Genomic DNA, 20,050 nt, shown 5'->3' on the forward strand with positions numbered 1-20,050 from the left:
ACATAAATCGACACTTTCTTTGATTGATCGCAAACTTGCCGGGTTAGCCCGGCGTTTACCCGCTTTATGGCGGGTAAATCTCCCGAACAGTCCCCCTCACCAAGCCCATTCGACCAGCAGCCATATGGCCCGCGAACCGCCCCTGAATTGACAGCCAGAGAGGTGGTTCAGTGAGGCTGTTTCAGCCAGTTTTTCAGCGCGACCGATGGGATGGAGCTCTCGGAGGCGACGGCAAACGCGCCCCAGTCCACCGCGCACTGCAACGCATCCTTGATGGCCATGCCCCGCGCCAATCCGTGGATCAATCCACCAGCGAAAGCATCCCCCGCCCCTGTGGTATCGACCACCGAAACAGGACGGGCGGCAACCCTAATCTGCTCGTCGCCGTGGATGGCCACGGCGCCTGCCTTGCCTTCGGTCAACACCAGCCATTCGAGCTGCTCCCCCGCCAGCTGACGGGCATGTTGCCAGGGGTCGCTCACCTCGCCGAGATCGGAGCGGGAGGCCACCAGCACATGGCAGGGACGGCGCGCTTGGCCGCCCTTGGGATACTGGGCCACCACGAAGCTCTTGCCGAGCATCTGGCGCATGTAGCAGATGATGGCGGTGCCGGGATAGTTCACATAGAGGCAATCCACCCCCTCCAGCGGCAGATCGCCGGGCAGATCGGGACGCCGCGGGCGGCGCAGTATGGTGCGCTCGCCAGTGGAGTCCACCAGGATCAGCAGCTCGCCGGTCTCGCCGCCAAAGCGCTCCACATGGCTGCAATCCAGCCCGTAACCGGCCGCCTGCTCCAGCAGCCAGTCGCCGGTCTCGTCCAGCCCGATGCGTGAGGCAATGGTCACCTCGTGACCCGCCCACACCAGCCCGATGCCGGTATTGGCGGCGCCACCGCCCAGCCTGCGCCCCTGATCCACATATTGCAGCCGGGCCCCCGCCACCAGCGGTTCGGAGAGGGAGAGCACATGATCACAGTTGAGATTGGCAAGCAGCAGAATGCGGGACATAGAGACCTCGGACGATGGAGATAGCCCAAAAGAGACAGGCTGAACCCCGAGTAGAGCCCAGCCTGACAGAAGAGACAACCGGCAGCGATCGGGAATCCGATCGGGATCAATAGATGGGCAGCTCCACCCCGGCCAGCAGCTCGTCGATGCGCGCCTGACTCGGCTGCTGCATCACGCTCTGGATCACCTCTTTGGTGAGGTGGGGCGAGAAGGAGCTGATGAAGTCATACATGTAGTTCTGCAGCAAGATGCTCTTGCTGAAACAGATCTGAGCCGGACAGGGCTTGAACAGGTGCTCCAGATTGATGGAGACCAGCCCGGGGCTGTCGGTGTCGTTGGCCACCAGCGAGGAGATGATGCCGATGCCAAAGCCCAGCTCCACGTAGCGCTTGATCACCCCGGCGTCCATCACCGTCATGTAGTAGCTCGGGGTGAGACCGGCGGCATGGAACACCTCGTCCTGCACCTGACGGCCAGTGGCACCACTCTCGTAACTGAGGATCGGGTAGTGGCAGAGCTGCTCCAGGGTCGGCTTCTTCACCTTGGCCAGCGGGTGATCCTGCGGCACCACCAGCGAGAGAGTCCAGAGGTAGGCGGGCAGCGCGATCAGCTCCTTGTCGAAGCCAATTTCGTGGGCAACGATGGAGAAATCGGAGTAACCCTTGCTGATCTGCTCCTTGCTCGCCGACATCACCGGATGGAGGTGGAACGAAATCTTGGGATACTTCTTGGTGAAGTAGGTGACCGACTTGGGCAGCAGGTAGCGGGCGATGGTGTGGGTGGTGTGAATATTGAGGGTGCCCACGGTCGGGTCAAGATACTCGCGGGAGATCGCCTTGATCTTGCTCTCGATGTTGAGCATCGCCTCGGCACACTTGATGATCTCTTCCCCCACCGGCGTGATACGGTGCAGGTGCTTGCCACGGCGCTCGAAGATCCGCACCCCCAGCTCGCTCTCCAGCAGGCCGATCTGTTTGCTGACCCCCGGCTGACTGGTGAAGAGCGCATCGGAAGCCACGGACACATTGAGGTTGTGGTCCCGGATCGCGATCAAATACTTCAATTGCTGTAGTTTCAAGGCGTCACACTCTCACACTGGTTTGGCTCAGACAGGTTTGGCTCAGGCCGGGACGGCAATCAAGCCAGACAAACAGGCCGCCACATGGGCGGCCAGTGTACCATCCGATCCCGACATCTCAGCGCTTGATCCTTCATTTTGCTACAAAATCTAGCATCCGAAGGGGTGGCTGACAAACCGGGCTCAGGCCGCGCCAGCCCGCAGCGGCAGGATCCCCAAAAACTGCAGCAGCCACTGCATCATGGTCGCCGAATCCACCTCCCCCTCCAGCGAGGAGAGGCTGCTCTGGTAGCGCTCGTCGGGCAACAAGCCACGGCGCCGCTCGATCAGCGCCCGGTTGTACTCCACCGAGAACTCCGGATGCCCCTGAATGGCGACGATGTGATCCCCCTGCAAAAACATGAAGTTGGGACAAAAATCATTGCCCGCCAGCCGGGTTGCCCCCGGCGGCAGCAGGGCCACCTGATCCTGATGGCTGGCCAGAATGCGGATCTGATCTCGCGCCGGCGCCATCCAGGGCGCATCCGCCAGCATGGGATGCACCGCCACCCCCAGCCCCCACCCCTTGGTGGACTTCACCACCTCGCCGCCCAGCGCCTGGGCGATCACCTGATGACCGAAGCAGACACCGGCCAGCTTGACGTCGGCATCGTGCGCCTGGCGGATCCACGCCCGCAGTGCCTGAATCCAGGGGATATCGCTGTAAGCATCGTGGCGCGAGCCGGTGATGAGCCAGGCATCGCACTCGTGCAGATCCTCCGGCAATTCCCCATCAAGAGCCGACCAGACCCGAAATTCCAGTTCGGGGGCCAGGGCAGCAAAGCCCCTGATAAACATCTCGGAGTAAACGGGGCCAAAACGATCCGCCAGATCGGGATCGAGCCGGTCACAATCGAGAATTCCCAATCGCATCTGTTGTTCCTTTACAGAGTTCGCCCCCGCCAATCATTGACCGGCGGGGGCAAGAGGTTAGGCCATGAGCACGCGCCAGCGCGTCACTTCATGGTCGGCATGGAGAACTCGGCACCACTGCGCAGGCTCTGGGGCCAGCGCGCCGTCACCGTCTTCATCCGGGTATAAAAGCGAACCCCGTCCGGCCCGTGCATGTTGAGCGGCCCGAAGATGGAGCGCTTCCAGCCGCCAAAGCTGTGAAACGCCATCGGCACCGGAATGGGAACGTTCACCCCTACCATACCGACCTGCACCCGCGCCGTGAAGTCCCGCGCGGTATCCCCATCACAGGTAAAGATGGCGGTGCCGTTGCCGTACTCATGTTCATTGATGAGGCGTAGCGCCGTCTCGTAGTCCGGCGCCCGCACGATGGCGAGCACAGGGCCGAAGATCTCCTCGCGGTAGATACGCATCTCTGGCGTCACCTCGTCAAACAGGCAGCCCCCGATAAAGTAACCCTCGTCGTGGCTCAGCGTGCGACCATCGACCCGCAGCGCGGCCCCCTCGGCTACCCCCTGATCAACGTAGCCACGCACCTTGGCCAGATGCTCCTTGCTGATGAGCGGCCCCATCTCGTTCTCCGGGCTCTGGCCCAACCCCGGGCCCACTCGCAGTTTTTCCACCAGCGGTGTCAGCTTGGCCACCAGGGCATCGGCGGTCTCGTCACCCACCACCACGGCCACCGAAATGGCCATGCAGCGCTCGCCCGCCGCCCCATAAGCAGCCCCCATCAGGGCGGAGACCGCCTGATCGAGATCCGCATCCGGCATCACCACCATGTGGTTCTTGGCACCGCCCAGCGCCTGCACCCGTTTGCCGTGGGCCGAGGCGGTGGCATAGATGTACTGGGCGATGGGGGTGGAACCGACAAACGACACGGCTCCGACCCGTGGATCAGTCAGCAACACGTCCACCACCTCCTTGTCACCGTTCACCACGTTGAGCACGCCATCCGGCAGACCGGCCTCCTTGAGCAGCTCGGCCATCCGCAACGAGAGGGAGGGATCCTTCTCGGAGGGCTTGAGAATGAAGGTGTTGCCGCAGGCGATGGCGACCGGGAACATCCAGAGCGGCACCATGGCTGGGAAGTTGAACGGGGTGATACCGGCGCAGACCCCCACCGGCTGCATCATGGAGTAGCTGTCTACCCCGCGCCCGACGTTGAGGGAGTGCTCCCCCTTGAGCAGATGGGGAATGCCGCAGGCAAACTCCACCACCTCCAGCCCGCGGGTCAGCTCACCCTGCGCATCGGAGAAGACCTTGCCGTGCTCGCGACTGATAAGCTGGGCCAGCTCGTCCCTGTGCTGCTCCATCAACTCCTTGAAGCGGAAAAAGACCCGGGCCCGCACCAGCGGCGGGGTTTGAGACCAGTCGGCAAAGGCGCGCTCGGCGATGGCGATCGCCTCCTGACACTCGGCGGCGCTAGAAAGCCCGACGCTCCCCTGCTGCTTGCCGCAGGCGGGATTGAAGATGGCCCCCTGGCGCTCGCTACGACTCTCCTGCAGCTGGCCATTGATGAAGTTGCTGACCCTGTATGTCATGTATCCTCCGTGATGACTGATTCGTGGTGGCGCAGCGCTCGTCAAAACGAGGCAACGCAAAGCCCCGCCAGAGCGGGGCCACCAAATGGGTTAGGGTTGGGCCTGCAGGACATCCTGCAGCAGGGTGAAGAGATCGTCGATCTGGCTGCGCTCAATGATGAGAGGTGGCGACAGAGCGATGATGTCGCCGGTCACCCGGATCAGTGCTCCCTTCTCGAAGCAGCGCACGAACACCTCGTAGGCACGCTTGCCCGGCGCATCCGGCATAGACTCGAGCTCAATGCCCGCCACCAGCCCGTAGTTGCGCACATCCTTCACATGCTTGCAGCCCTTCAGCGAATGGGCCGCCTCCTCCCAGTAACCCGCCAGATCGGCGGCGCGGCTGAGCAGGTTCTCGTTGCGATAGATCTCGAGGGTCGCCAGCCCGGCTGCGGCGGCCACCGGGTGACCGGAGTAGGTATAACCGTGGAACAGCTCGATGGCCCCCTTGCCTGCCGCCATCATGTCGTCATAAATGTGCTTCTGCACCAACACCGCCCCCATGGGGATGGCGCCGTTGGTGAGCCCCTTGGCGCAGGTGATCATATCGGGGATGACATCGAACTCCTGTGCGGCGAAGGGGGAACCGAGACGGCCGAAACCGGTGATCACCTCGTCAAAAATCAGCAGGATGCCGTGCTTGGTACAGATCTCCCGCAGCCGCTTGAGATAGCCTTTGGGCGGCATCAGCACGCCGGTACTGCCAGCGATGGGCTCGACGATCACCGCCGCGATATTGCTGGCATCGTGCAGAAAGACGATCTTCTCCAGCTCGTCGGCCAGCGCCACATCCTCCTCGGGCAGCCCTTTGGTGAAAGCGTTCTTGGCGATATTGAGGGTATGCGGCAGATGATCCACCCCGGTCAGCAGGGAGCCGAACCACTTGCGGTTACCGGGAATGCCCCCCACCGAGATGCCGCCAAAGCCGACCCCGTGATAGCCACGCTCGCGGCCAATCAGTCGGGTGCGAGTGCCCTGACCGCGAGCCCGCTGCCAAGCCAGCGCGATTTTTAGCGCGGTATCGACCGACTCGGAACCGGAGTTGGTGTAGAAAACGTGGCCAAAGCCCTTGGGAGCGATCTCCACCAGCCGGTTGGCCAGCTCGAACGGCAGGGGGTGGCCCATCTGGAAAGTGGGGGCGAAATCGAGGTGGGAAATCTGCTGGGAGACCGCCTCGGCAATCTCGCGCCGACCATGGCCCGCGTTGCAACACCAGAGTCCGGCTGTGCCATCCAGTATCTTGCGGCCATCCTCTGAGTGATAATACATCCCCTCTGCCGACTTCAGGATACGCGGCGCCGCCTTGAACTGCTGGTTGGCGGTGAACGGCATCCAGAAGGCGGACATGTCGGAGGGCGTATTGATGTCGCTGATCGGTTTCATGGTCACCTCATCCTTAAGGTGTTTAGCAACTGTCGGCCAATGCCTATTAAATTAAACACCTGAATCCATAAAAAAGGGCCCGTTATCGCCCTGTCTGGTGCCACCCCTAGCTAGACGCATCAGCAGGGTGGTATAAGATATTTAACACAATTTTAATAATAGTAAACAGTCAAGGAGTGTCTATAGATGGATATCGGTCACCGCCTCAAGGCGGTTCGCACCAAGGCGGCCCTCTCCCAGCGCGAGCTGGCCAAGCGCTCCGGTGTGACCAACGGATTTATCTCCCAGATCGAGAAAAATCAGGTGAGCCCCTCTGTCGCCTCCCTGCGCAAGGTGCTGGAAGGGATCCCCATGTCGCTGGCCAGCTTCTTCACCGAAGAGACCGAAATGGGCACCGAAGTGATCTTCCGCGCCGCCGATATGCCGGATCTCGGCACGCATCCCATCAGCTACCGGCTGGTCGGGCACAGCCGAGCCAACCGCGCCATCGGCATGTTGCAGGAGGTGCTGCCACCGGGCGCCGACACCGGCGACGACATGCTGAGCCACGAGGGTGAAGAGTGCGGCATCGTCATCAAGGGCGAAGTTGAAGTGACCGTGGGCGAGCAGATCTACCTGCTGGGCGCCGGGGATGGCTACTACTTCGACAGCCGCACCCCCCACCGTTTTCGCAATAGCGGCGAGCAGGAGTGCGTGCTGATTTCGGCCAACACCCCCGCCAGTTTCTGACATTCAGAGGCGCATCGGCAGGGGGGCAATGTTTAATGAATTGTTACAAGGTGGATTTACAAGCGGCAGGATGTTTAGCATATTGATACGCGGAATCTGACTTTTGCCGGTTCAAGGAGTGAACATGAGTGACCTGACCCTGGCCCAGTGGCAACACAAGGCCGCCCATCTGACCCTGCCCTCGCAAGCCTTTATCAACGGCAGCTATCGGGATGCCGTCAATGGCGCCACCTTCGATTGCATCAACCCGGCCAACGGCAAGCTGCTGACCAAGGTGGCTGCCTGCGATGCCGCCGATGCCGAACTGGCGGTACAGGCTGCGCGTGACGCCTTCAACGACAAGCGTTGGAGCGGCCTGCCGCCGAAACAGCGCAAACAGATCATGCAGCGTTTCGCCGAGCTGATGCGCCTCAACAAGGTTGAGCTGGCGCTGCTGGAGTCGCTGGATATGGGCAAACCCATCGGCGACGCCATGGGCTATGACGCCCCCGCCGCCGCCAACTGCATCGCCTGGAACGCCGAAGCGATCGACAAGATTTACGATCAGGTCGCCCCGGTGGAGGAGTCAGCACTGGCGCTGGTGACCCGCGAAGCGCTCGGGGTGGTCGCCGCCATCGTGCCCTGGAACTTCCCGCTGGTGATGGCCTGCTGGAAGCTGGGCCCAGCGCTCGCTACCGGCAACTCGGTCATTCTCAAGCCTTCCGAAAAATCCCCCCTGACCGCCCTGCGTATCGCAGGTCTGGCCAAGGAAGCGGGCATTCCGGACGGTGTGTTCAACGTGCTGCCGGGCTTTGGCCACACCGTGGGCGAGGCGCTGGCCATGCACATGGACGTGGATTGCATCACTTTCACCGGCTCCACCAAGATCGGTAAACATCTGGTGGAGTGCTCCGGCAAGTCCAACCTCAAGCGCGCCTTTATGGAGTGCGGCGGCAAGAGCCCCAACATCATACTGGCCGACGCACCGGATCTAGACGCTGCGGCCAAGAGCGCCGCTGGCGCTATCTTCTACAACCAGGGCGAGGTGTGCACCGCCGCCTCCCGCCTGCTGGTACAAAACAGCATCAAACCGCAATTTATGGAGCGACTGCTGGCCCATGCCCGCGAGTGGATCTCGGCCAACCCGCTCGACCCTGCGACCCGCATCGGCGCCATGGTGGATCACATCCAGATGGAGCAGGTGCTGCGCTATATCGAGATTGGCAAGCAGGAGGGGGCCAAGCTGCTGCTGGGTGGCAACCGCACCAATATGGAGAGTGGCGGCTTCTATATCGAACCCACTATTTTCGACGACGTGACCCCGCAGATGCGCATATTCCGCGAGGAGATCTTCGGCCCTGTGCTGGCGGTGACCGGCTTCGATACGCTGGAAGAAGCCATTGCGCTCGGCAACGACACCGACTATGGGCTGGCGGCGGCGATCTGGACGGCTGATCTCAACAAGGCGGTGAAAGGTTCCCGCGCCCTGCGCGCCGGTACTGTGTTCGTCAACAACTGGGACGGTGGCGACATGACCATGCCGTTTGGCGGCTTCAAACAGTCCGGTAACGGTCGCGACAAGTCACTTCATGCGCTGGAGAAGTACACCGAGCTGAAAAGCACCTGGATTCAGCTGGATTAACACGACAAAGCAGCAGTATCTGTCTAGTCCTGAAATAGGTTTACACATTTTCAACTAGCATTTTTCTACTCAGAACCCTCTATGTACCGCATCGGGGGTTCTGTATTTCAACGCATGATGCGGCCGCTCCGCGTTGTAAATATCCACCGCTTCACGCACCATTTCCCGCGCTTGCGTCAAATCCTGCGGGCTTTGCAACAATAACTCTCCTTTCAAAATCCCGTTCACCCGCTCCGCCAACGCATTCTGGTAACAGTCATACCCATCCGTCATCGAGCATTTCACCCCGTACCGTTCATGTAATGACTGATACAGCCCCGAGCAATACTGCACGCCGCGGTCCGAGTGATGGATTAGCTCCCCGCTGCCACGTCGTTGCTTCAGCGCTTTCTTGAACGCCATCGCCACCGACTCGGCGTGCATCCCTTCGTGCACGTGATGACCACTATCTTGCGTGAGTACGCATCCGTCACCAGGCTCAGGTACAGCGGTCCGCTCCTGGCTGGCAGATAGGTGATATCAGCGACCCAGACCTGCTCCGGGGCCACCGGCGTGACCTGCTCTGGCCCCGCCTTGAGCAAGTTGGGATGACGGTAGAAACGGTGAAAACTGTGGGTGGTCTTGTGATAAGCCCGTCTGGGTGGCACCAGCAGGCGGTGCTCGGCCAATATCCGAAACAACCTGTCCCGCCCGACCTTGAGCCCGCCATCATCCTTACCCTGGAGCAGATAATGCAGCTTGCGAGTACCCACCCGAGGTTGTCGCAGTCGAACCTGACGCACAAAGCGCACCACCTGCAGCCCTTGAGCATGGCGCTCGTCGGCGACCCGATTGCGCTTGTAGTAAGCCTGCCGGCTTATCCCCAGAAACAGGCAAGCCCTGACGATGGTCAGCTTCTCGACTTGCCGCTGCGAGAGGACTTGCCGGGTCGCTTTTTTACGATGGAGACGCCGTAGTCATTCTTCAGTACATCGACGACGGCCTCAAAGAACTGGGCCTTCTGGCTCATCAGCGCCAGCTGTTGCTCAAGTTCCTTGATGCGCTGTTCTGGCGTCTGGTTGTCGGGGTCAGGCATGGTGATGCTCCTGCCGGCACGTACAGAAGCCCCCTGGCTCCAATCTTGCCGACCATGTTTACGTAACCATACCAGAATGGTCGAATTGCCCTGAATGCCATATCGGGCTTGTGCTTGCTGGCAACTGAGCTCGCCTTTTTCAATCTGCTCGACCAGTGCCAGTTTAAAAGTCAGTGAGTAATCGCGCTGTGTTCGTTTCACACCTTGTCCCATCGGGTTCTCCATGTATTGGGGGGAAAGGTGTAAACCATATTCAGGACGGGACAATCGGATCAAAAAGGGGGAGAAATCCCCCTTTTGCATTTTTGGCCTTCCATCACCGGGCTCAATCCTTATAATGATAAAAAAGCCAACATGTTAAATATAAAGACAAAAATGCTATTTTTTCTGGGAAGCGTACTTTTTCTGGTGATCGGTTTGCCCCTGCTGTTCTTCGTGCTGGGGCACGGCGAGGCCTACGTGACCTGGGGCCCCTGGATCTCCGCCATCGCCCTGATGCTGTGGCTGTTGATGGATGTCGACAAGATCCGCCGCGGTAAAGGCTGACCGGCCAGCCACACTCCTCTTATCCCTCAAACTTCGTTTATTCGCTTCTTTCCCCGCAAAAGGATCGCTACACTGATTTTTTGCGATGTTTTCCCGCATCCAACGCTTCAGTAAAGGTCATCCGCATGCCGCAACAGATCCAGCGTCAGGGCGTCATCTACGCCCTGTGCGCCTATACCCTTTGGGGCATAGCCCCCATCTATTTCAAGACCATCTCTGCCGTTCCGGCCGCCGAAATCCTGACCCACCGGATGATCTGGTCCTGCGTGCTGCTGATGGTACTGACCCTGGCAGGCCGTCAGTGGCACAAGGTGCAGGCGGTGCTGCGCCAGCCAAAAGTGTTGCTCACCCTAGCGTTTACCTCGGTTACCGTCGGCGGCAACTGGCTGCTGTTCATCTGGGCCATCAACAACGGTCACATGCTGGATGCCAGCCTCGGCTACTACATCAACCCGCTGTTCAACGTACTGTTGGGAATGGTGTTTCTGAGCGAGAAGCTGCGCCGCCTGCAGTGGTGGGCGGTGGCGCTGGCCTTTGCCGGGGTGGCGATCCAGCTTATCGCCTTTGGCTCCTTGCCCTGGATTGCGCTGGTGCTGGCGTCGAGTTTCGCTATCTATGGGCTGGTGCGCAAAAAACTGGCCCTCGATGCCCTCACCGGTCTGCTGATCGAAACCATGATCATGCTGCCGCCAGCGGCCATCTATCTGTGGGGCTTTGCCGACAGCCCCACCAGCCATCTCACCCAGAACGACTGGCACCTCAACCTGCTGCTGATCGCCGCAGGCGCCGTCACCACGGCCCCCCTGCTTTGCTTCACCGCCGCCGCAACCAGGCTCAAGCTCTCCACCCTGGGCTTCTTCCAGTACATAGGGCCCAGCCTGATGTTCATCCTCGCGGTCACCCTCTATGGGGAGGCGCTGGCGATGGACAAACTGCTCACCTTCGCCTGCATCTGGAGCGCGCTGGTACTGTTCAGTCTGGATGGGCTGCGCAGCGGCAAAGCCGCGCCAAGCCGGACCTGACACCGCCTCACCACCATCGACCCCGGCTCATCAGCCGGGGTTCTTTTTCGTGCCACCGGCGGTTTTCAGACTGCGACTTCCCCTTCTCCAGAGCCGACTCGCCATCAACAGACCACACCCGAGTCTCACTATCCCGCCAGAGAGCTATGCTATCCATGAACGGAGCCGAATGGAGGCAACATGCTCAAGCACATTCACGACAGATCCCTACTCTTTGGTCAGATTCTGGGGATCATGGTCATTATCACGCTGATCTCCATCAGCTTTTTCGGGCTTTATTCGGTCCGGATCGCAGCCGATCAGATGGGACATGGGAAGGATGTGGTAGCCGATATTCTGCCGCCGCCCCTCTACCTCATCGAATCCCAGTTGCAGGTCTACACCCTGCTCCATGCCAAACCGGAGGAGCGGGAGCCCCTGCTGCAAACCCTCACCCGGCTTCAGCAAGAGTTCGAGAGCCGTAACCGCTTCTGGCAAGAGAGCAACCTGAACGAGCCCCTCAGAGAGCTGCTGCTGGGGGAGCAAAAAGTGCAGGGGGAGCTGTTCTGGCAGTTGCTCAACGACAAGTTTGTCCCCGCCATCAAGGTGGGGGACCTGGTGCAGGCGGGCACGATTGCGGCGCGCCTGCACACCCTCTATAACGCCCACCGGCTAGGGGTGGACGCCACCGTCATCCGCGGTAACGAGTATGCCGCCGAGCAAATGGCCCATCTCGCCAACACCACCCGACTCTGCTACGGCCTGCTGTTGTGCGCTGCACTGCTGGGGGCCGGGCTCATCTTCTGGCTGGGACGCCCCACCCAAAAGCGGCTGCTGGCCGCTGGCAAGGCCACCGCCGCGATCGCCGAAGGGGAGTTGAACCGCCCCATGCCGGAGCCGGGCCTCGATGCCATCGGCGAGCTGATCCGCCAGATCGGGGCCATGCGTGACCAGCTGGCAACCCTGGTGGAGTCCCTGCAGCGCAGCGCCAGTACGCTGGATGATCGCGCCACCAGCCTGACCACCATGGCACAACGGCACACCGATGACAGTCAGGCGCAGGTCGGGGCGGCCCACCATATCGAACAGGCCATCGAACAGCTCACCCACTCCATTGAACAGGCGGGTAGCCAGCTGCATCAGGTAGGGGAGCAAACCCTGCAGTCAGCAGAGCGGGCACAAGAGGCGATGATCGCCATCCACACCGTGGAACAGGTGATCGGGGAGCAAGTCACGGGAGTGAAGCAGGTCTCCCATACCATTTCGGATCTGGCTGGCCTCTCGCAGCAGATTGCCGGGCTGGCGGGCGCCATTCACGATATTGCGGAGCAGACCAATCTGCTGGCGCTGAACGCGGCCATTGAAGCGGCGCGGGCAGGCGAACAGGGACGCGGTTTTGCCGTGGTGGCCGATGAAGTACGCTCGCTGGCGACCCGCACCGGCAGCGCCACCACAGAGATCAACACCATCATCGGCAAGATCCAGGATGTCAGCCTGCGCGCCGCCAGCGAGATGGATACCGAGCTGGCTCGGGTCGAACAGGCGGTCACTCACACGATGACAGCGCGCCAGAGCGTCGCCCGGATCGCGCAGAGCTGCGAGGAGATCAACCAGCGCATCGCTCAGGTCGATCAGTTGATGAGCGATGAGACCCGGCTGGTACAAGGGATCCACCATCAGGTCGGCGAGATGTCGCGGTTGGCGGCCGAGGCCAACCAGAGCGCCAGTCAGGCCGCCGAAGAGGCGACCATGGTCGCCCAGCACGCCCGCATCCTGACCAGGCAGACTCACCACTTCCATCTCGACACCACCCGCCATTGAGCCCCGGCACTGACGGGAGTCAGCGCCCCCCTTTTTCTCTGCACTGGTTAAATGGGTAGCATTAGACTCCATGAGGGAATAGGATCCGCCCCTCTGAAAACCAACTGCAAGGATCAACTGACATGACTCGAAAATGGTCGCTCCCCATCGTGGTAATCGCGGGGGGAGCGTTACTCTGGCTTGGCAACACCTTTGGTATGAAATGGGCTCTGATGGCCCTGATCGGATTCGGCTTCGGCTTCACCCTCTCCTTCAGTCGATTCGGCATCGTATTCGGTTGGCGCGAAATGCTGACCAAACGCAACAGCTACTACGTGCGGGTTCACCTGCTCACCATCGCCATCGAAATTCTGCTGTTCACCACCTTCCTCTCCTTTAGCCACGCCCTGTTTGGCGATGCCATGGTGGGTAACGTGATGGCTATCGGCATTCCCTTCATCGTCGGAGCCTTCCTGTTCGGCATCGGCATGCAGCTGGCAGGCGTCTGTGCCACCGGCACTCTTTACTGCTGCGGCGAGGGACAACCCCGCTTCTGGCTGGTGCTGATCTGCTACGGCATCGGCACCCTCATCAGCAACCAGTTCCGCCCCGAACTGGAGGCTACCTTCTCCAGCCATGTGGTGCTGGCCAAGGATTTGACCGGCAATATCTGGAGCGGCATGCTGCTCAATCTGGCGCTGGTCGCTGCGCTGTTCCTGCTGTTTCGCAACAGCGAACTCAAGCGCACCGGGGAGCTCAAGCCCCTCTTCAGCGGTGGCAACCTGTTCTGGCGCGATGGCCGCTTCACCGTGCTGACCGGCGGCATCATCATAGCTCTGCTCAACTCGTCCGTGGTCGCTCTGCACGGCTCGGCCTGGACCATCACCGGCGCCGTCTATGACATGGCGCTGCGCGGCGCCTCCCTGTTCGGCCTGTTCGAGGGCAACCCCAAGCTGGCCCAGCCACTCTTTATCAACCCCATGGTCGGCATGTTCTGGCTCGGGATTCTGGGGGCCATGCTGGCGCGCTGTTTGAGCGGTGGCGGCACCTTCGCCCCGATGCGGATCGGCAACAGTCTGGCCTCCATCATCGGCGGCCTGTTGATGGGGATGGGCGCCATGTACGCCGCCTGCAACCTCGGCGGCTTCTTCGATGGCACCGCCTCTGGCAGCCTGCACGGCTGGGTCTGGATGCTGATGGCCCTCGCTGGCAGCCTCATCGGCATCCGCCTGCGCCCGCTGTTCGGGCTCTGAGGCACGACATCGTAAACACCCCATAAGAAACGGGAGGCCAAGCCTCCCGTTTTTACATTTATTGCTCCCGTCGCTCTGCTTATTGAACAGGCTGGGAAACCCCTTCCAGATGGATTTCTACCCGGCGATCCGGTGCCAGACAGGCGATCAGCTCTTGCTTGGAGCGGCTGGCACAGCTGTTGCCAGTGACCGGATTGGCCTTGCCACGCCCCTCGACCCGTACCTTGTCGGCATACAAGCCTTTGGATACCAGATAGCTGGCCACACTCTGGGCCCGCTTCTCGGATAGTGCCAGGTTGTAGTTGTCGGAACCGATGCGGTCGGTATAACCGATGACAGTTGCGACGCCATCTTTCGGATTGGCAGCCACAATCTGGCTGAACAGGGCATCGAGCGCCTGATTGGCAGCCGGTTTCAGGGTCGCCTTGTTGAACTCGAACAGCACATCGGAACTCAGGCTGAAGGTTTTGGGCTCAACCACGGCTACAGGTGCCGGTTCGGCTGCCGGAGCGGGCGCCGGTGCAGCGACCTCGCCACCTTGCTGACCGAAACGATAGAGCATCCCGAACGAGATCAGGCCGTTATCCATCTCGATACCGGAGCGATCGAGAGAGGCATCTCCCAGCGGCGTGGTGTACTGGTACTCCAGACGGGCAGCCCAGTCACGATCGATGGCATATTCGGCACCCAGCGCACCAACGAAGGCGGCGCCATGCTTCTTGCCGGTCTCGCTGGTATTGGCGAAGCTAATCTCGCTATCCGTCCAGGCATAGGCACCGCCCAGTCGGCCATAAAGATCGAGCACATTCGTTGCCGGGAAGCTGATCTTCATGGTGGCCTGAATCATCTGGCCTTTGGCTTCGGTATTGAGGGTATTGGCGCCAGTACCCGAAGTGGTGTCGTATTTGCCAAGCCAGTCATAGCCCAGCTCGAAACCCAGGTTGGGGTTGAGCTGGTAACCGGCAAACAGGCCCAGGCCCAGATCATCCGTGTTCTCGCTGGTATTACCCAACGTCTGGGCAATCGACTCGGCATACTGGTTGTGGTCAACGCCATAGTAATTGGACCAACCGGCCTTGCCACCGACATACCAGGTATTGTCCTGAGCGGCGGCCTGCACGGCTCCGGCCGCCAGCAAACCACTGACCAATACGGCAAGCATGGATTTATTCATATTTTCGCCTCTGCAATAAGTCGTTATGGGCGCCTGAGTGCGCACTTTCCCTGTGTGAAGCCGTCAGGCGGCCTCTCCGCTATTCAGGGTATCCCATCCGAACGCAGCCTCAAATGACCAAGCCATCAGGAGTGTGAGCTTGCCAGCAATATCCGGCGTAAAAATCACCTGTGTACCCATTCACACTGTTTTGCCAGTTAAACCATGACGTTGCGTCGTACGGAGTGGACCTATCCACACGCAGCAATAGAAAAGGGAGGCATAACGCCTCCCTTGAAGCCTCCCTTGCTCAACTGGCCAGGAACAGCCGGTAGGCGGGGTCGTCGCTCACCTCTTTCCAGCCGTAGCCAATCTCGCGCAGGTAGTCGTGGAAGGCGGCCACGTCCTCGTCCGGCAGCTCGAACGCACAGAGCACCCGGCCGTAGTCGGCGCCGTGGTTGCGGTAGTGGAACAGGCTGATGTTCCAGCGACAGCCGAGGGTCTCGAGAAAGCGCATCAGGGCACCCGGCTGCTCCGGAAACTTGAAGCTGTAGAGACACTCACCAAGGGGCCGGGCCGGGCGGCCGCCAATCATGTAACGCACGTGGTTCTTGGCCAGCTCGCTCTCGGTCATGTTGACCACCGGATAACCGTTGCCGCCGAGTTGATCGATGATCTGGCCGAGCTCTTCGTCACCGCCGGTGAGGCGCACCGAGACAAACAGCGACGCTTGCTCCGCGTCCGCATAGCGATAGTTGAACTCGGTCACCATGCGCGGCCCAAGTTGACGGCAGAAGTCGAGGAAGGCCCCCTTGCGCTCGGGGATGGTCACCGCCAGCATGCCCTCGCGCTTCTCGCCGATTTCGCAACGCTCCGACACATAGCGCAGGCTGTGGAAGTTGACGTTGGCACCGGACAAAATGGCCGCCATCCGGCCCCCCTTGACCTGCTCGCGCTCGCTGTAGGCCTTGAGGCCCGCCAGCGACAGGGCCCCCGACGGCTCGGCAATGGCACGGCAGTCGTCGAAGATATCTTTCAGCGCGGCGCAGATCTGGTCGTTGGAGACGGTCACCACCTCGTCCAGATACTGGTTGCACAGGCGGAAGGTCTCTTCGCCGATGCGCTTGACCGCCACCCCGTCCGCAAACAGCGAGACCCGCTCCAGATTGACCGGCTCGCCGGCCGCCAGCGCGGCCTTGAGGCAGGCGGAGCCCTCCGCCTCCACCCCGATCACCTTCACATCCGGCAGCAGCTGCTTGATATAGACCGCCACCCCGGCGGCCAACCCGCCCCCTCCCACCGGCACGAACACGTGGGTGAGGTGGGTATCCTGCTCCAGCAGCTCCTTGCCGATAGTGCCCTGCCCGGCGATCACCTCGACGTCGTCAAACGGCGGGATCAGGGTGTAGCCCTCCAACTCGGAGAGGCGGCGACTCTCGCCATAAGCCTCGTCGAAGCTGTTGCCAAACAGCATGACGTTGCCGCCCTGACGGCGCACCGCGTCGATCTTGATGTCCGGCGTGGTCTTGGGCATCACTATGATCGCCTTGATGCCGAGTTTGGCGGCCGACAGAGCGACCCCCTGGGCGTGGTTGCCGGCGGAGGCGGCGATAACGCCACGCGCCTTCTGCTCCTCGGTCAGAGTGGCGATCTTGTGGTAGGCGCCGCGCAGCTTGAAGGAGTGGACCGGTTGCAGATCCTCCCGCTTCAGGCTGACGTGATTGCCGAGCCGCTCGGAGAGTTTCTTCAGGGTTTGCAAGGGGGTGACACGCGCCGCCTCATAGACGGGTGAGAGCAGCACCTTGCGTAGATAATCCGCCGCAGAGACCATGATTTATACCCCCAGCATTGAGCGATCGCGCCACACCAACACTTTGTCGGCGCAAAGACCGACCAATCGGGTCGATTGCTCATATTTCATATTGGCATTCATCTTTATTCCCCCAGCATCGAACGGTCACGCACCGCGCCTTTATCGGCGCTGGTGGCGAACATGGCATAGGCGCGCAGGGCAAAGGAGACCTGACGCTGGCGATCGAGCGGCTTCCAGCCACGGGCTTCTACGGCGACACGGCGGGCAGCCAGCACGCAGTCGGCCACCTCCAGCACCATGCTGCGGGCCGGGATGTTGATGCTGATGATGTCGCCATCCTCCACCAGACCAATGGTGCCGCCGGAAGCAGCCTCCGGCGAGACATGGCCGATGGAGAGGCCCGAGGTACCGCCGGAGAAGCGGCCATCGGTGATCAGGGCGCACGCCTTGCCGAGCCCCATGGATTTCAGATAGGTGGTGGGGTAGAGCATCTCTTGCATGCCCGGGCCCCCTTTCGGCCCTTCGTAGCGGATCACCACTACCTCGCCCGCTTTCACGGTGCCGTCGAGGATACCGTTCACAGCGCTCTCCTGACTCTCGAACACCCGGGCCGGGCCACGGAAGGTGAGGTTCTCCTCATCCACGCCTGCGGTCTTGACGATGGCACCATTGACCGCGAGGTTGCCGGAGAGTACGGCAAGGCCGCCCTCCTGGCTGTAGGCATTTTCCAGCGAGCGGATGCAGCCTTCGGCGCGGTCCAGATCCAGCTCCGGCCAGCGGCAATCCTGACTGAACGCCTTGGTGGTGCGGATCCCGGCCGGGCCAGCACGGTAGAAGTCCACCACCTCCTGACTCGGCTGGCGGCTGACGTCATACTCATTGAGCTGTTCGACGAGGGAGCAACCCAGCACGGTACGGGTATCTCCATGCACCAGACCCGCTTTTTCCAGCTGGCCCAGAATGGCGACCACACCACCGGCACGGTGCACATCTTCCATATGGTATTTCTGGGTGGAGGGCGCCACCTTGCAGAGCTGTGGCACCTTGCGCGACATGCGGTCGATATCGGCCATGGTGAAGTCGACGCCCGCCTCCTGCGCCGCCGCCAGCAGGTGCAGCACGGTATTGGTGGAACCGCCCATGGCGATATCGAGCGCCATGGCATTCTCAAACGCCGCCTTGGTGGCGATATTGCGCGGCAGGACGGTCTCGTCATCCTGCTCATACCAGCGTTTGGTCAGGGTCACGATGCGCTGACCCGCCAGCTTGAACAGCTGCTCGCGATCGGCGTGAGTCGCCAGCATGGAGCCGTTGCCCGGCTGGGAGAGGCCCAGCGCCTCGGTCAGACAGTTCATGGAGTTGGCGGTAAACATGCCGGAGCAGGAGCCGCAGGTGGGGCAGGCACTGCGCTCCACCTGTTCGCTCTGGGCATCCGACACCTTGGGGTCGGCACCCTGGATCATGGCGTCCACCAGATCCAGCTTGATGATCTGGTCGGAGAGCTTGGTCTTGCCCGCTTCCATCGGGCCGCCGGAGACGAAGATCACCGGGATGTTGATGCGCAGGGCGGCCATCAGCATCCCCGGGGTGATCTTGTCGCAGTTGGAGATACAGACCATGGCGTCGGCGCAGTGGGCGTTGACCATGTACTCCACCGAGTCGGCGATCAGCTCCCGCGATGGCAGGGAGTAGAGCATGCCGCCGTGGCCCATGGCGATGCCATCATCCACGGCGATGGTGTTGAACTCTTTGGCAACGCCCCCCGCGGCTTCGATCTCGCGCGCCACCAGCTGGCCCAGATCCTTGAGGTGGACGTGGCCCGGCACGAACTGAGTGAAGGAGTTGACCACGGCGATGATGGGTTTGCCGAAATCCTGATCGGTCATTCCGGTGGCACGCCACAGGGCGCGGGCCCCGGCCATGTTACGTCCGTGGGTGGTGGTGGCGGATCTCAACTTCGGCATGTCTCTACTCCCTGAATGCCCATATGGGCTCGATGCGTTATGCAGTGATGATACGAGTGGATCGGAATCGATCCTGGTGAGGGCTCCTCTGGGAAGCGCTCACCGGAAGCGACTCGGGGAGGCATGGTGCCTCCCCTCTCTCATCAGTCGTTGACGGGCGTCAGCCAGCCCCACTTGTCCTCGGTCTGGCCGTTAAACAGGCCGAAGAAGGCGTTTTGCAGCTGCTCGGTCACTGGGCCACGGCTGCCAGCGCCCACCTTCATCCGATCCACCGAGCGTACCGGGGTCACCTCGGCCGCCGTGCCAGTCATGAAGATCTCGTCTGCGACATAGAGCGCTTCACGGGGCAGCGCCTGCTCGCGCACCTCGTAACCCAGATCACGGGCCAGCGTCATGATGGTGTCGCGGGTGATGCCGGGCAGGATGGCAGCGGTAGCGGGCGGGGTGAACAGCACGCCGCTCTTCACCAGAAACAGGTTCTCCCCCGCCCCTTCGCTCAGGTAGCCGTTCACATCCAGCGCCAACCCCTCGGCAAAGCCGTTGCGCTTGGCCTCGCGGCTGATCAGCTGGGAGGAGAGATAGTTACCGCCCGCCTTGGCGCCAGTGGGAATGGTGTTGGGAGCGAGCCGGTTCCATGAGGTGACGCAGACATCCACCCCATTTTTCAGCCCCTCTTCCCCCAGATAAGCGCCCCACGGCAGAGCCGCGATCATCAGATCTGCCTTGGCATCGAGCGGCGGATGCAGCCCCAGCCCCACGTTGCCGACAAAGGCCAGCGGGCGCAGGTAGCCGCTCTTCAGGCCGTTCTCGCGCACCACAGTGCGGCAGGCCTCATTCACTTCGGCCTCGCTGTAGGGGACGTCCATCCAGTAGATCTTGGCGGAGTCGAACAGGCGGCGGGTGTGCTCCTGCAGACGGAAGATGCAGGTGCCCTTGGGGGTGTCGTAGGCGCGCACACCCTCAAACACCGAGGAGCCGTAGTGCAGGGCGTGGCTCATCACGTGCACCTGGGCATCCTGCCAGGGCACCAGTGTGCCGTTGAACCAGATGTATTGGGGGTGAGTGGCGGATTGGGAAGGCTGTGACATTGGCTTGG

General features: G+C 61.4%; 15 protein-coding genes and 1 pseudogene. 6 read left to right on the top strand and 10 right to left on the bottom strand.

The genetic code is table 11. The annotated features are described in order from the left end of the window. Nucleotides 1-167: 167 nt before the first annotated feature. The 5 genes from WBR25_RS19910 to aptA form a co-directional block, all read right to left on the bottom strand. Nucleotides 168-1,007 (bottom strand): PfkB family carbohydrate kinase, encoded by an 840-nt coding sequence (locus WBR25_RS19910; protein ID WP_447992516.1) that lies wholly within the window; start codon nt 1,005-1,007, stop codon nt 168-170. A 106-nt stretch (nt 1,008-1,113) separates the two neighbouring features. Then, entirely contained in the window at nt 1,114-2,085 is a 972-nt protein-coding gene (locus tag WBR25_RS19915) for a LysR substrate-binding domain-containing protein (protein WP_005356189.1), read from the bottom strand. A 183-nt stretch (nt 2,086-2,268) separates the two neighbouring features. Further along, nucleotides 2,269-2,997: a glutamine amidotransferase-related protein gene (locus tag WBR25_RS19920; protein WP_042657337.1), complete on the bottom strand. Its 729-nt coding sequence runs from the start codon at nt 2,995-2,997 to the stop codon at nt 2,269-2,271. An 83-nt stretch (nt 2,998-3,080) separates the two neighbouring features. Continuing rightward, nucleotides 3,081-4,577: a CoA-acylating methylmalonate-semialdehyde dehydrogenase gene (locus tag WBR25_RS19925; protein ID WP_479749033.1), complete on the bottom strand. Its 1,497-nt coding sequence runs from the start codon at nt 4,575-4,577 to the stop codon at nt 3,081-3,083. A 90-nt stretch (nt 4,578-4,667) separates the two neighbouring features. Beyond that, nucleotides 4,668-5,999, bottom strand: coding sequence for an omega-aminotransferase AptA (gene aptA, locus WBR25_RS19930; RefSeq protein ID WP_042062437.1), 1,332 nt, complete (start codon nt 5,997-5,999; stop codon nt 4,668-4,670). A 186-nt stretch (nt 6,000-6,185) separates the two neighbouring features. Between aptA and WBR25_RS19935 the strand changes: the two genes are divergently transcribed. Next, entirely contained in the window at nt 6,186-6,728 is a 543-nt protein-coding gene (locus tag WBR25_RS19935) for a cupin domain-containing protein (RefSeq protein ID WP_005339643.1), read from the top strand. A gap of 124 nt (nt 6,729-6,852) precedes the next feature. After that, on the top strand, nt 6,853-8,349 hold the full coding sequence (locus WBR25_RS19940; protein ID WP_199427677.1) for an aldehyde dehydrogenase: 1,497 nt from the start codon (nt 6,853-6,855) through the stop codon (nt 8,347-8,349). Between the two features lie 69 nt (nt 8,350-8,418). Here the strand turns inward: WBR25_RS19940 and WBR25_RS19945 are convergent. Then, nucleotides 8,419-9,637, bottom strand: a pseudogene (locus WBR25_RS19945) (IS3 family transposase). Nucleotides 9,638-9,799: 162 nt separating this feature from the next. Between WBR25_RS19945 and WBR25_RS19950 the strand changes: the two are divergent. From WBR25_RS19950 to WBR25_RS19965, 4 genes are all read left to right on the top strand, one after another. Continuing rightward, nucleotides 9,800-9,970, top strand: coding sequence for a hypothetical protein (locus WBR25_RS19950; RefSeq protein WP_005341999.1), 171 nt, complete (start codon nt 9,800-9,802; stop codon nt 9,968-9,970). Nucleotides 9,971-10,095: 125 nt separating this feature from the next. Next, entirely contained in the window at nt 10,096-10,992 is an 897-nt protein-coding gene (gene rarD / locus WBR25_RS19955; RefSeq protein ID WP_005356175.1) for an EamA family transporter RarD, read from the top strand. A gap of 180 nt (nt 10,993-11,172) precedes the next feature. After that, nucleotides 11,173-12,792 (top strand): methyl-accepting chemotaxis protein, encoded by a 1,620-nt coding sequence (locus tag WBR25_RS19960; RefSeq protein WP_421297259.1) that lies wholly within the window; start codon nt 11,173-11,175, stop codon nt 12,790-12,792. A gap of 122 nt (nt 12,793-12,914) precedes the next feature. Then, a complete protein-coding gene (locus tag WBR25_RS19965; RefSeq protein WP_479749035.1) occupies nt 12,915-14,024 on the top strand; it encodes a YeeE/YedE thiosulfate transporter family protein in 1,110 nt (369 codons plus the stop codon). 79 nt (nt 14,025-14,103) lie between these two features. Here WBR25_RS19965 and ompA read toward each other — a convergent pair whose 3' ends face one another. The 4 genes from ompA to WBR25_RS19985 all read right to left on the bottom strand — a co-directional run bounded on the left by ompA (nt 14,104) and on the right by WBR25_RS19985 (nt 20,042). Continuing rightward, the gene (ompA, locus tag WBR25_RS19970) at nt 14,104-15,198 is read right to left on the bottom strand and encodes a porin OmpA (protein ID WP_479749037.1); all 1,095 of its coding nucleotides are present in this window, start codon (nt 15,196-15,198) and stop codon (nt 14,104-14,106) included. A gap of 289 nt (nt 15,199-15,487) precedes the next feature. After that, nucleotides 15,488-17,008 carry a threonine ammonia-lyase, biosynthetic gene (ilvA, locus tag WBR25_RS19975; protein WP_479749039.1) on the bottom strand — a complete coding sequence of 507 codons (1,521 nt, stop codon included), beginning with the start codon at nt 17,006-17,008 and terminating at the stop codon, nt 15,488-15,490. 104 nt (nt 17,009-17,112) lie between these two features. Continuing rightward, a complete protein-coding gene (gene ilvD / locus WBR25_RS19980) occupies nt 17,113-18,954 on the bottom strand; it encodes a dihydroxy-acid dehydratase (RefSeq protein ID WP_479749041.1) in 1,842 nt (613 codons plus the stop codon). Nucleotides 18,955-19,097: 143 nt separating this feature from the next. Then, on the bottom strand, nt 19,098-20,042 hold the full coding sequence (locus WBR25_RS19985; protein WP_479749042.1) for a branched-chain amino acid transaminase: 945 nt from the start codon (nt 20,040-20,042) through the stop codon (nt 19,098-19,100). Nucleotides 20,043-20,050: the final 8 nt, after the last annotated feature.

This window comes from Aeromonas sp. MTB (assembly GCF_056632455.1).